Here is a 12,814-nt window from a genome sequence, read left to right on the forward strand (position 1 = left end):
CAGGTCCGCCGAACCGTCAGAGGTTTACAGCGGCGAGCCGGTCACGCGCATCGGGCCTTCCGGCGTGCGCCCGTTGCTGAAATGCACGTCTTCCATCCGCGTGTTCTGCCGCATCAGTTCGAGCTCGGCGAGGCGGTCGCGCAGCCAGGCATTGCGCTGCTCTTCGGGTGTGCCGGCCGGGTGCTCGCTGCGCCGGTACTGGCAGAAGTCGCGGTACTCGTTGGCTTCCTCGGCGAAGGCCGGCCAGGCCAGTTCGATCAGCAGCACGTCGTCGAGGCGGCCGAGCAGGGGCAGGCTGTCCGGGATCAGGTCGTCCTCGCGGTCGATGTACGCCAGCAGCTTGTTGATGCGCATCCGCATCGCATCGGTGCAGTCCCAGGCGGGATCCTCGAGCACGCCGCGCAGCTCATCCATGCGGGCCAGGCGCGCATCGAGTTCCTCCTGCGCCTCTTCCTCCGGCAGCGACAGCAGCCAGGCCACCAGTTGCTGCAGGCGCGGCTGGTCGACGCGTGCGGCGTCGGCGTAGAGCTCATGGACGAGTTCGTCGAAACGGACCACGGCCGGTCCCGACAGGGCGATCTCGGGGAAGCCCGCCGGCGCGCCGAGGGCGTCGGTGAGTCCGCCGCGGAAATGTTCGAACGGCAGCGGGTGATCGGTGGGGGTGGGGTGAGGCATGCGCATGGGGCACCTCGCTTCCGGCCTAGTCCACAGGGAGGCTCATTCGCGGAAGCCGCGCCGGGCCGGTCCGTCGCGCGGCACCCAAGCGAGCCTTGACCAAGGGGCAAGCAAATGATGCGCCGATGGCAGTGCTCCGGAAGGTGATGCCGACGAACGGTTCAGTCAGGCGATCCGTTGCTGACTGCGCCGACCTGCCGGTTCAGCGGGCTGCCCCCGGATACAGCGAGGCCGCCCGTGGGCGGCCTCGTGGTCCGGTTCCATACGGCGTCCTCAATGGACGAGGAAGCGTGTTTCCCGTTGCGGCACGTAGCTGTTTTCGCGAATGCAGCGGCGCTGCTTTTCCAGGACGTACTCGGCCTGGCGTGCCGCCTGCCAGTCGCCGCGGCTGAAGTGGAAGGCGCCGATGTCGCGGCCGCGCAGCATGGCTTCCAGCGAGCGCACCCGGCAGTAGTCGACGAAGTCGAAGACCTCTTCCTGAATCGACGGCCAGGCCGCCTCCACGGCAATGGCGTCGTCCAGATGCCCCACCGTCGGCAGCGAGTTGGGCAGCAGCTGGTAGCGCCCGGTGGCGTAATGCAACATCAGTGCGGCGATGTTGCCGGCTTCGTCGACCGGTTCCCACTGTTGGTCGTCGAGCATGCGGGCGGCCGCCTCGAGCCGCTTCATGCGTTGCTGGATGCAGGCCGGCTCGCCCGCACCCGAGACGTCGCGCAACTCGCGCGCGGCGGTGGCCAGCCGGTCGCAGTCCAGCGGCGCGGCTTGGCGGCCCAGGCGGGTCAGCAGCGCGTTGAAGCGGTCGACAGAGGCCGCAGTCAAATGGACGTTGTCGATGCAGTGGCGGCGTCCGGGCCCGATCGGCGACGGCTGGTCGAGGATGGCAGGCAACGGAATCGCGACAGTGAGCATGGCGTTCATGGCAAAGGCTCCGTGGGGGATTGGGACACGCCTGTATTCGGCGTGGGGGCAGCTTCCGTCCGCGCGGCAACCGGGTCATGACGCTGGCACGACGCGTGCCGCAGCTTTGCGTGACGATGTCGTGGCATTCATGAGGTTTCCCTGATGGATGCCGGAGGCCACACCGCGAGCGCACGAAACGGGGGCGATGGCTACCGCTTCGGCCCGTTTCTGGTCGATGCGTCCGCCTACACGCTGACCCGCGACGGCGAGCTGCAGGCGCTGGAGCCGAAGGCCTTCGCGGTGCTGCTGCACCTGTTGCGTCACGCCGGTGAACTGGTGCGGCACGACGATCTGCTCGATGCCGTCTGGGGCCATCGGCATGTCACCCCGGGTGTGCTCACCCGCGCGGTCGCGCAGCTGCGCCATGTGCTCGACGACGATTCGCACCGGCCGCAGTACATCCAGACCCAGCACGGGCTGGGCTACCGCTTCATCGGCGAGCTCAAGTCGTGGCCGGAAGCGGAAGGACCGCCCGCGCGCGCGCTGGTTGCACCTGCAGCAGAACCGGCTCCGGCCGCGTCGCTGCCGGCACCTGCGGCGGGTGACACCCATCGCCTGGATCGCGCTGCGCACATCGTCGAAGCCGACAGGGAAAGCAGGCGGGCGGCGCTACGCAAGCGGCGGTGGCGGCCGCCGCTGGTGCTGGCGGCGCTCGCATTCCTGGCCGTCGTCGCGGTCGTCGCCTGGTTGGGATGGCGACAACAGGAGCAGACGCCGTCACTGCCTGCGGAGCCCTCGATCGCGGTCCTGCCGTTCACCAATCTGGGTGAGGACAAGCGCGACAGTTACTTCGCCGAAGGCCTGGCCTCGGAGCTGCACAGCGCATTGGCCGGCGTGCCCGGACTCAAGGTGGCCGCCTGCCGCGTGCGCAGCGCCTGCGGGACGCAGCGCGCGGACGCACGCCGGCTCGGCCGCCTGCTCGGCGTGGCGACGGTGCTCGATGCCGACGTGCGCCGCGAAGGACGCAAGGTACGCGTCAACGCCCGCCTGACCGACACACGGACCGGCTACACCCTGTGGTCGGGCAGCTACGAACGCGAACTTACCGGCGTGTTCGCGCTGCAGAGCGAGCTGGCGCGCGACGTGGTGCAGTCGCTGCTGGGCGCATTGCCGCGCGACACGCAGAGCCTGACGCGCCGGCTCGCCCCCACGGCCAGTGTGGCGGCGTACGACGCCTACCTGCATGGCGTGCAGCAACTGCAAAGCGGTGACGAGAAGGACTCGCAATCGAACAGCGCGCGCTCGATCGGCTTCTTCAACGAAGCCCTGGCCGCCGATCCGAGTTTCGCGCGCGCGCAGGCGGGCGTCTGCCGAGCGGAAATCATCGGCTTCGAAAGCGCGCACGACGCGGCCGCCTTCGATCGCGCACAAACCGCCTGCCAGCGCGCCGCCAGCATGGATCCGAACCTGCGCGAAGTGAGCCTGGCCCTGGGCGATCTGTATCGCGCACGCAACGACAACGCGCAGGCGATCGAACACTACCGCAAGGCGCTGGACGCGCTGGCGCTGCGCGCCGATGTCTACCTCGGCCTGGCGCGCGCCGAGTCCGCGCAGGGCCACAACGACCTCGCGCTCGACTACTTCGGACGCGCGCTGCAGGCGCGGCCCGGCGATCCGAGCATCTACCGCGGCCTGGGATTCGAGTACTACCTCCGCGGCGACATGCCCAAGGCGATCGAGGGATTCGCGACCGCCGCAACGCTGGCGCCGGACGACGAGGATGTCTGGAGCAGCCTGGGCGGCCTGTACATGGTCAATGGCGACAATGTGCGCGCGGCCGATGCGTATACGCGATCGCTGGCGATCAAACCGAACTATCCGGCGCTCACCAACCTTGGCACGCTGCGTTACGAGCAGCGCCTCTATGCCGATGCCGCCGACCTGTACCGCCGTGCCGCGCAGCTGGACGACAGCGACTACCGCACCTGGGGCAACCTGGGCGATGCGCTGGCCGCGCTACCCAACGGCGCCGCGCAGGCGCGCGCCAGCTACGACCGTGCCGCGCGTATGGCGCAGGAGTACGTCGACATCAAACCCAGCGATGCGCACGCGATCGCGGTGCTGGCCTGGTATCGCGCCAATCTCGGACAGGAGCGCGAGGCGCGTCAGCTGATCGCGCGCGCCGAGGCGCTGAAGGTCGAACAGGGCGAGGTCGCCTTCTGGGCCGCACAGTCGCTGGCGCAACTAGGCGACGAGGCGGGTGCGCGCGGTTGGCTGCAACGCGCCTGCGACGGCGGCGTCAATACGCCGCGGATCGTCGCTTCGCCGCTGCTGCGTCCGCTGTTCGAGGCAACGCAAGCGTCATCTCCGAAATCGCAGCCGGCGGCCAAGCCCGCCCGCTGATCCCCCGGCCCAACGGACGGGCGCCCCGCAAGGAGAAGCACGATGAATCTGTTGTCGTTCGCAACCATGGGAATGGTGCTCAACAAGGGTTCGAGTGGAGGTGGCAACGAACCGCCGGCAACCGCCCCGATAACCATCGAGTTCGATGCCGCTACAAACAAGCCGAAGGCGCAGCCGGACAGCGCATGGGTTCGTCAGGGTGGCAAGATCATCTGGAGCTGCGAGCAGCCCTTCGAGATCATCCTCAAGCTGATGTGGACCGAAGACCGCGTCGTGCAGAAAGCGAACCAGAAAAGCGGCAACCTGCACCTGCTGGAGATGACGGCGGGAGGAACCGACGGCCGTTATTCCTACGGCATCAGCGTGAATGGCGTGGAAGTTGATCCCGACGTGATCATCGGGCCCAAGAGCAACGCGTAGCGCTCAGGCCGGATCGGCTGCAAACAGATCCGCCTGCGCCAACCGCACCGGCATGAAACTGCGGCGGTGATGCGGACACGGGCCGTGCGTTTTCAGCGCGGCCAGGTGCGCCGGCGTGGAATAGCCTTTGTGCTCGGCGAAGCCGTAATGCGGCCACTGCTCGTGCAGCGTGCGCATGTAGCGGTCGCGCGCGACCTTGGCGAGGATCGAGGCGGCCATGATCGTGCGATCGCGCGCGTCGCCGCCGATCCACGCTTCGCCGGGCCGGCACAGGCCGGGCGGGACGATGTTGCCGTCGATGCGCGCGGCATCGGCCACATGCGCCACGCCTTCGAGGGCGCGGCGCATGCCGGTCAGCGTCGCCTGCAGGATGTTGATGCGGTCGATTTCCTCGACGTCGACGAACTCGATCTTCCACGCCAGCGCGCGCTGGACGATGCGGTCGTACAGCACTTCGCGACGTTCGGGATCCAGCTGCTTGGAGTCGTCCAGGCCGTTCACCGGTGTACGTCCGGGAGCGAACACGACCGCGGCGACCACTACCGGTCCTGCCAGCGGGCCGCGGCCGGCTTCATCGATGCCGGCGATGCGGATGGGTCCGGCCGCCACGGCGCACGCTTCGTCGGACGATGCCTTGGGCAGTAGTTCGGCGGGCGGGAAGGAGTCGGATGACATCGGCGGCGGTCCGGTCGGGCGCGAGCGCAGCGTGCGCGCGCGCCGCGTGTTCACGCAAGCGGAACCGTGCGCGCCGGCAGCAGCTCGGCGATGGCGGCGGCGGCGCTGGACGACGCGTCCTGGCGCAACTGCAGGTGCAGTTCGCGGAAGCGCGGTTCGATGCGGGCCATCGCCTCGCGATCGGACAGCATCGCCAGCGTGGCATCGGCCAGCTTCTTGGGCGTGCAGTTGCCCTGCATCAGTTCGGGCACGACGCGTTCGCCGGCGAGCACATTGGGCAGAGAGTAGTTCTTCGTCTTCAGCAGGCCCAAGCCTTTGACCAGCGCGTAGGTCAACGGGGCGACCTTGTAGGCGACGACCATCGGCCGCTTGGCGAGCATGGCTTCCAGGGTCGCCGTGCCTGAGGCGAGCAGGATCACGTCGCTGGCGATCATCAGCCGGCGTGCGTTGCCGACCAGGATGCGCAGTGCGTGCCGCAGCCGCTCGAGGTCCGGATGCGCGGCCAGCACGCGGCGGAAGGCCAGATGGGTCGGCGAATTCGCGATCGGCACCACGATCTGCAGGTTGGGCACGTCCTCGAGCACGCGCGTCGCGGCGGACAGGAAGGTCGCCGCAAGCCGTTCGACTTCGCCTACGCGCGAACCGGGCAGCAGCGCGAGCACCGGACGGTCCGGATCGATACCCAATTGCTCGCGCATCGCCAGCTTGTCGGGATCCAGTGGCATCTCGTCGGCCAAGGGGTGGCCGACGAAGCGCGCGTCGACGCGATGCTTCGCATAGATCGGCGGTTCCATCGGGAACAGGCACAGCACCCGCGCGGCGGAGCGGCCGATCTTCGCGGCACGGCTCTCGCGCCATGCCCACACCGACGGGCTCACGTAATGCACGGTGCGGATGCCGCGCTTCTTCAGCCACTTTTCCACGCCGAGGTTGAAGTCCGGCGCGTCGATGCCGACGAAGACATCGGGCTGCCACGCCAGCACGCGCTGGCGCAGCTCGCGACGCAGGCGCAGCAGGCGCGGCAAGTGCCTGAGCACTTCGGCCAGACCCATCACCGCAAGCTCGGACGCGTCGAACCAGGTGTCCATGCCCGCCGCGCGCATGCCGTCGCCGCCGATGCCGGCGAATTGCGCGTTGGGATAACGCTTGCGGAGTTCAGCGATCAGCCCGGCACCGAGCAGGTCGCCGGAGGCTTCGCCTGCGACGAGAGCAATGCGCATGACGCGATCCTCAGCGCAGCAGCGGCCGTTCGCCGCTTTCGATGAAGGCGAGGAAGGCGCGCACGTCGGCGCTGTCGCTGGCGATCTCGGCCAGGCGCGCGCGTGCTTCTTCCAGCGTGGCGCCGGACATGTACAGGGCGCGGTAGGCGCGCTTGATCGCGCCGATGCGCTCGCTGTCGAAGCCGCGGCGCTTGAGGCCTTCGCTGTTGATGCCGCGCGGCTTGCCGTAGCCTTCCTGCGCGACCATCAGGTACGGCGGCACATCGCCGTTGACGAAGGCGCCCATGCCGATGAACGCATGCGCGCCGATGCGGCAGAACTGGTGGATGCCGACAAAGCCGCTGAGGATCACGTGATCGCCCACGGTGACGTGGCCGGCCAGGGTGGCGTTGTTGGAGAACACGCAGCTGTCGCCGACATGGCAGTCGTGCGCGATGTGGGTGTAGGCGAGGAACCAGTTGTCGTTGCCCACGCTGGTGCTGCCGCCGCCGCCGCCGGTGCCGCGGTTCACGGTGCAGAACTCGCGGAACACGTTGCGGTCGCCGATCGCCAGCGCCACGCGTTCGCCCGCGTACTTCTTGTCCTGCGGTTCGCCACCGATGGCGCAATGGCCATGGAAGCGATTGTCGCGGCCGATGCGCGTGGGACCCTGCACGCTGCAATGCGGGCCGAAGCTGGTGTTGTCGCCGACCTCGACCTCGTGGCCGATGTAGCAGAACGGCCCGACCTGCACGCCGGCGCCGAGCTTCGCGCTGGCTTCGACGACGGCCGTAGGGTGGATGGCGGGCGCGGACATCGCGGTGGTCATGCCTCTTTCTTGACCTCGGCGCAGAGGATTTCGGCGCTGGCGACTTCCTGGCCGTCCACGCGCGCGGTGCCGACGTAGAGGGCCATGTTGCGGATGAGGCGCTTGAGCGTGACTTCCAGCTCCAGCTTGTCGCCGGGCACCACCATCTTGGCGAAGCGCGCGTTGTCGACCTTCACCAGGTAGAACAGGCTGCCTTCGTTGTTGGCACCGGACAGCTGCGTGAGCAGGCCGCCGGCCTGCGCCAGCGCTTCGATCACCAGTACGCCGGGCATCACCGGGTGGCCCGGGAAGTGGCCGTTGAAGAAGGGCTCGTTGCAGCTGACGTTCTTGTACGCAAGCACACGCTTGTGCGGCTCCAGCTCGACCACGCGGTCGACCAGGAGGAACGGATAGCGGTGCGGCAGCAGCTTCTGGATGCCGGCGATGTCGACCGGGAGTTGCACGGGCTGAGTCATAGTCTTTCCTGGCGCACGGAAGCGTGCAGCGAATCGGCAATTATCCCGGCTTCACTGCCACATGCGCGTCCGTATGGCGCCAAGCTTACCGTGATTGGCGCCGGCGAAGGCCCGGGCCTGGGTCGCAATCCGGAGAACCCGTCGCTGCAGCACCGCGGTGCGGCGCCTCAAGCGACAGCGAGGCTAGTCTTCACGTTCGCCCGCGGGCCGCCCGATCCGGCGGGCGAGGGCGTCGAGCTGCTTGAAGCGGGCCGCGTTCTTGCGCCAGCTGCGGTTGTCCATCAGCGGCGTGCCCGACGAATACTCGCCGGGCTCGCGAATGGAATGGGTCACCAGGCTCATCGCCGTGACCATGACCTTGTCGCAGATCTCGAGGTGGCCGAGCACGCCCGCCGCGCCCCCGATCAGGCAGTAGCGGCCGATGCGGGCGCTGCCCGCAACCGCCGCACATCCGGCCATCGCGGTGTGCGCGCCGATGAAGACGTTGTGGCCGATCTGGATCTGGTTGTCGAGGCGCACGTCTTCCTCGAGCACCGTGTCTTCGATCGCGCCGCGATCGATCGTCGTGTTGGCGCCGATCTCGCAGTCGTCGCCGACGACGACGCCGCCCAGCTGCGGAACGTTCAACCATTTGCCCGCTTCCATCGCCAGGCCGAAGCCGGCGGAGCCGAGCACGGCGCCCGGATGCACCGTCACGCGCTGCCCGATGCGCACCCGCGCGACCAGGGTCACGCGCGCGATCAGCTGGCTGCCGGCACCCACGATGCAGTCTTCGCCGATGACGCAACCGGGGCCGACCACGGCGCCGGCTTCGATGCGGCTGCGCGCGCCGACGGAAACGAAGGCGCCGACGTGCGCTGAGGCATCGACCTGGGCATCGCCGGCGATGTCCGCCGACGGGTGGATACCCGCGGGATAGGCCGGCTTGGGTTCGAACAGCGCCGACATCTTCGCGAACGCGGCATAAGGATCGCGCGCGATGAGCGCGGTGCCGGCGTGCCCCGCCGCATCCTCTTCGCGCAGCGTGACCACGCTGGCCTGCGATTCGCTCAGCTGGCCGCGGTACTTGCTGTTGGCGAGGAAGGCCAGTTGCCCGGCCTGCGCCCGCGCCAGCGTGCCGACGCCGTGCACGCGCACGGCGCCGTCTCCTTGCAGTTGCAGGCCGAAGCGCTCGGCGAGTTCGGCGGCGCTATAGGAGACGGTGGCCACGTCCGGCCTGCGTCGCTTAGAACGATCCGCCGAACGTGAACTGCAGACGCTCGAGTTCGTCTTCTTCTTCCTTGCGCAGCGGGAAGGAGTAGCTGATCGAGATCGGTCCCATCGGCGAACGCCACATCAGCGCAATGCCCGTGGACGCGCGCAGCTCGCCCGCATCCCACGTGTCGAGGTCCTTGTAGACGTTGCCGAAGTCGATGAAGGCCGAGGCGCGCGCCGCCGGCGTATCGAGCAGGGTCGGGAAGTACATTTCGAGCGAACCGGTGGTCTTCACCGCGCCACCGACCGGCTGCAGGTAGTTGCTGCCCTGGAACGGCGCCTGGCGCGGACCCAGCGTGTTGTCGCGGAAACCGCGCACCGAACGCACGCCACCGGCGTAGAAGTTCTCGAAGAAGGGCAGGCCGTCGGCGCTGACGGTCTTCACGAAGTCCGTCGACGAAGCCAGGCACGGCTCGCTCGGCGCGGGTCCGGGCGTGTAGGTGTCGAGCGTGCCGTCGTTGTTGGTGTCCGACCAGCTGCCGGCGGTGAAGCAGATGTTGCGATTCACCGCATCGCCGTAGCTGTCGCCATAGCCCAGTTCCGCGCGCGTGTTGAGCACGAAATGGCGCGACAGCGGCCAGAACTTGGAGATGCTGTAGTTGAGCTTGTAGTACTCGACGGTCGAGCCCGGCAGCGTGGTTTCCAGCCACACGCGCTGCTGCATGCCGCGCGACGGCGTCAGCAGATTGTCCAGCGAGTTACGGCTCCAGCCGATCTCCGCGCGCCAGGAGTGGAAGGTCCTGTGGTCCAGCGCATCGATGTAATCGATGATCGATTCCGGCGTGCTGCCGCGGAACGCGTTGATCTTGTTGGTGTCGACGCCGAACAGGCCGGTGACCGTGTCGGTCTCGGTGATCGGGAAGCCCAACACCACCTGCGCCGCGCCGCTGTCGCTGTTGTACTGCGCGGTGCCGAAGTCGGAGTAGTCCAACTGGCGCCACCACAGGTTGTAGCCGAGCGACAGTCCGTTATCGAGGAAGTACGGATTGAGGAAGGAGAAGTCGTAGCGCGACTGGTAGCTGCTGCGCTGCGCCTGCACCGAAACGCGGTTGCCGGTGCCGAGGAAGTTTTCCTGCGTCAACTGCACCTGCGTGGTCAGGCCGCTGAGCTGCGAATAGCCCAGGCCGAACACGAAGCTGCCCGACGAGGTTTCCTTGACGTTGACGACCACGTCGACCTGATCGTTGGTGCCGTCGACCGGCTTGCTTTCGATGTCGACGGTTTCGAAGTAGCCCAGGCCCTGCAGGCGGATCTTCGAGCGGTCGATGGCCGCCTGCGAATACCAGCTGCCCTCGAACTGGCGCATCTCGCGGCGCATGACCTCGTCGCTGGTGCGCGTATTGCCCTTGAAGACGACGTTGCGCACGTTGACGCGCGGACCCGGAACGACCTGGAGGCTGATGCCCACGGTCTTGGCGTCGCGATCCACGTCCGGAACCGGATTGACCTGCGCGAACGCGTAGCCGACGTTGCCCAGGGTGGCGGTGATCGCGTCGGAGGTGATTTCCAGCAGGCGGCGGGAGAAGATCTGGCCTTCCTTCACCAGCACCAGCTTCTGCAGCTCTTCCTTCGGCAGCACGGTGTCGCCGGTCAGCTGCACCGACGAGACTTTGTACTGGTCGCCTTCGGTGACGCCGGCGGTGATGAACATGTCGCTGCGGTCGGGGCTGATCGCCACCTGGGTCGAGTCGATGTTGAAGTCGACGTAACCGCGATCGAGGTAGTAGTTGTTGAGCTTCTCGAGGTCGCCGGAGAGCTTTTCGCGCGAGTACTGATCGTCGCGGCGGTACCAGCTCAGCCAGTTGTGCTCGGCCGACTCCCAGGTGTCGACGATGTCCTTGTCGGCGAACTTCTCGTTGCCGATCAGGTTGATGTGGCGGATGCGCGCGGCCTTGCCTTCCTTGACGGTGATGGTCACGTCGACGCGGTTGCGGTCCAGCCGCGACACGGTCGGGGTGATCTCGACGTTGTACTTGCCGCGGTTCTGGTACTGGCGGGTGAGCTCCTGGCCCATCTTGTCGAGGACGAGGCGATTGAACGTATCGCCTTCGGCCATGCCGTTTTCCTTCAGGCCCTTGAGCAGGTCTTCGGACTGGATGTCCTTGTTGCCGGTGACGGTCAGCTTGTTGATCGCCGGACGCTCCTGCACCGTGACCACCAGGATGTCGCCCTGGCGATCCAGGTGGATGTCCTCGAAGAAACCGGTCTTGTACAGCGCGCGGATCGCCGCGGCTGCCTTGGTCGAATCGACGGTGTCGCCGCGCTCGATCGGCAGATAGGTAAAGACCGTACCCGCGGAAATGCGCTGCAGGCCGTCCACGCGGATGTCGCTGACGGTAAACGCACCGGCCGACGCGAGCGGAACGGTGTCGGCGGGCGGAGTAGCGGTAGCGGGCGGCGCGAACGGATCCGTGGACTGTGCCAGCGCGGGCAACGCCGGCGCCATCGCTGCAGTGAGGGCAAGGGCAAGCAGGCGGCGATTGGGGAGTCGCGTCATCATTCAGTCCGGTTGGGGATGCGGGAGCCGTGCTCGGGCGCCGCGGGCGAAGCAGGGTGGTCGGCGAATCGTTGGTCGGACAAGTCCGCCCTGAACTGGTTCCCTGGCGTGGCGATATTCATCACCGCACCAGGTTGTTCACGATGTCGTTGTAGAACGCCAGGCCCATCAGCCCGACGATCAAGGCGAGACCGACCACGTTGCCGGCGGCCATCACCCGCTCACTGACCGGGCTGCCTTTGACCAGCTCGATAAGGTAATACAGCAGGTGACCGCCGTCCAAGATTGGGATCGGCAGCAGATTCAGAATGCCCAGGCTGAGCGACAGCAGGGCGAGCAGCATCAGGAAGTGCGCGGGCCCCTGTTGCGCGAAATAGTTGCTGGCGCGCGCGATGGTGATCGGCCCGGCGACGGTGTTGCGCGCCGACACCGTGCCCTTGAAGGCGCGGCTGAAGGTGGCGAACAACTCGCGGGTCTGGTGCGCAGTTTCCGAGAACGCGGCCGGGACCGCGGCCAGGGGGCCGTAGCGGAGCACGGCATCCCGTGGGGGTTCGCGAGAGACCAGCCTGAGCCCGAAGCCCCAGCCTTGCTTGTTGTCGCCCATGATCTGCAGCGCGGGTTTCAGCGGCAGCGCCAGCCGGTCCCCGTCGCGTTCCACTTCGACCATCGCTTCGCGGTTCTGCTGGCCCAGGCGCTGCGCCAGCTGGATGACATCCTGGCTGGAGAACACCGGCTCGCCGTCAATGGCGGTGATGCGATCGCCTTCGGCGAGCACGCCCCAGGCCGGCTTGCCCGGCGTCACCTTGTCGATGACGGGCATCGCGACTTCGTGCCGCCCGCGCACCCCGATTGCCTGCAGGGCGCGGGTTTCGTCGAAGTTCCGCGGAAGCTTCGAGAGGGGCAGGGTGTGCGTGCTGGCCTGGCCATCCGGTTCGCGCACCTGCACGGCCGCGTCCTTGCGGTCCAGGGCGGCGCCGAGCAGGCCCATGCTGACCTCGCTCCAGGTCGGCGTCGGGCGGCCGGCGACGGTCAGCACCTCGTCGCCCTTGTGCAGCCCGGCGCTGGCGGCCATGCCGGCGGTCTGGCCGATCACCGGCGCATAGTCGGGGCGTCCGATCACGAACATGCCCCAGAACAGCACCACGCACAGGATCAGGTTCGCCGCCGGGCCGGCGAAGGAAATCGCCATGCGCTTCCACACCGGCTGGCGGTCGTGCGATTGCGCCAGCTCTTCCGGCGTAGGCGGGCGCTCGACGTCCTGCGCTTCGAACGAGTGTTCGCCCAGCATCTTGACGTAGCCGCCCAGCGGAATGGCGCCGATCGCGTACTCGGTACCGTCCTTGCCGCGGCGCAGCCACAGCGGCTTGCCGAAGCCGACCGAAAAGCGCAGCACCTTGACCCCGCAGCGACGGGCGACCCAGTAGTGGCCGAATTCGTGGAAGGTGACGAGCACGCCGAGGCTCACCAGCAACCACCAGATCGAGCCTGCTATTTCATTCATGGCGCC

11 protein-coding genes are annotated in these 12,814 nt (G+C 67.7%); 2 read left to right on the plus strand and 9 right to left on the minus strand.

Annotated features, from left to right (window positions below):
* Positions 1 to 24 precede the first annotated feature (24 nt).
* Positions 25 to 675: a hypothetical protein gene (locus ACYVJ8_RS02165; protein WP_460709253.1), complete on the minus strand. Its 651-nt coding sequence runs from the start codon at positions 673 to 675 to the stop codon at positions 25 to 27.
* A 273-nt stretch (positions 676 to 948) separates the two neighbouring features.
* Positions 949 to 1,593, minus strand: coding sequence for a hypothetical protein (locus ACYVJ8_RS02170; protein ID WP_460709254.1), 645 nt, complete (start codon positions 1,591 to 1,593; stop codon positions 949 to 951).
* Between the two features lie 144 nt (positions 1,594 to 1,737).
* Here ACYVJ8_RS02170 and ACYVJ8_RS02175 point away from each other — a divergent pair, with 144 nt between their 5' ends.
* Entirely contained in the window at positions 1,738 to 3,978 is a 2,241-nt protein-coding gene (locus tag ACYVJ8_RS02175; protein ID WP_460709255.1) for a tetratricopeptide repeat protein, read from the plus strand.
* 42 nt (positions 3,979 to 4,020) lie between these two features.
* Positions 4,021 to 4,398, plus strand: coding sequence for a hypothetical protein (locus ACYVJ8_RS02180; protein WP_460709256.1), 378 nt, complete (start codon positions 4,021 to 4,023; stop codon positions 4,396 to 4,398).
* Between the two features lie 3 nt (positions 4,399 to 4,401).
* On the opposite strand, the gene ACYVJ8_RS02185 is transcribed toward ACYVJ8_RS02180, so the two are convergent.
* The 7 genes from ACYVJ8_RS02185 to rseP all read right to left on the minus strand — a co-directional run bounded on the left by ACYVJ8_RS02185 (position 4,402) and on the right by rseP (position 12,808).
* Positions 4,402 to 5,073 (minus strand): ribonuclease HII, encoded by a 672-nt coding sequence (locus ACYVJ8_RS02185; RefSeq protein WP_460709257.1) that lies wholly within the window; start codon positions 5,071 to 5,073, stop codon positions 4,402 to 4,404.
* A 50-nt stretch (positions 5,074 to 5,123) separates the two neighbouring features.
* Positions 5,124 to 6,293 (minus strand): lipid-A-disaccharide synthase, encoded by a 1,170-nt coding sequence (gene lpxB, locus ACYVJ8_RS02190; protein ID WP_460709258.1) that lies wholly within the window; start codon positions 6,291 to 6,293, stop codon positions 5,124 to 5,126.
* A gap of 10 nt (positions 6,294 to 6,303) precedes the next feature.
* Positions 6,304 to 7,089, minus strand: a complete 786-nt coding sequence (gene lpxA, locus ACYVJ8_RS02195) for an acyl-ACP--UDP-N-acetylglucosamine O-acyltransferase (protein ID WP_460710996.1) — start codon at positions 7,087 to 7,089, stop codon at positions 6,304 to 6,306.
* 8 nt (positions 7,090 to 7,097) lie between these two features.
* Positions 7,098 to 7,556 (minus strand): 3-hydroxyacyl-ACP dehydratase FabZ, encoded by a 459-nt coding sequence (gene fabZ / locus ACYVJ8_RS02200; protein WP_460709259.1) that lies wholly within the window; start codon positions 7,554 to 7,556, stop codon positions 7,098 to 7,100.
* Between the two features lie 183 nt (positions 7,557 to 7,739).
* Entirely contained in the window at positions 7,740 to 8,765 is a 1,026-nt protein-coding gene (lpxD, locus tag ACYVJ8_RS02205) for a UDP-3-O-(3-hydroxymyristoyl)glucosamine N-acyltransferase (RefSeq protein WP_460709260.1), read from the minus strand.
* A gap of 16 nt (positions 8,766 to 8,781) precedes the next feature.
* Positions 8,782 to 11,307, minus strand: coding sequence for an outer membrane protein assembly factor BamA (gene bamA, locus ACYVJ8_RS02210; protein ID WP_460709261.1), 2,526 nt, complete (start codon positions 11,305 to 11,307; stop codon positions 8,782 to 8,784).
* Positions 11,308 to 11,428: 121 nt separating this feature from the next.
* Complete coding sequence (rseP, locus tag ACYVJ8_RS02215) at positions 11,429 to 12,808, minus strand: RIP metalloprotease RseP (RefSeq protein WP_460709262.1); 1,380 nt, start codon at positions 12,806 to 12,808, stop codon at positions 11,429 to 11,431.
* Positions 12,809 to 12,814 lie beyond the last annotated feature (6 nt).

Source organism: Lysobacter terrae (genome assembly GCF_054782215.1).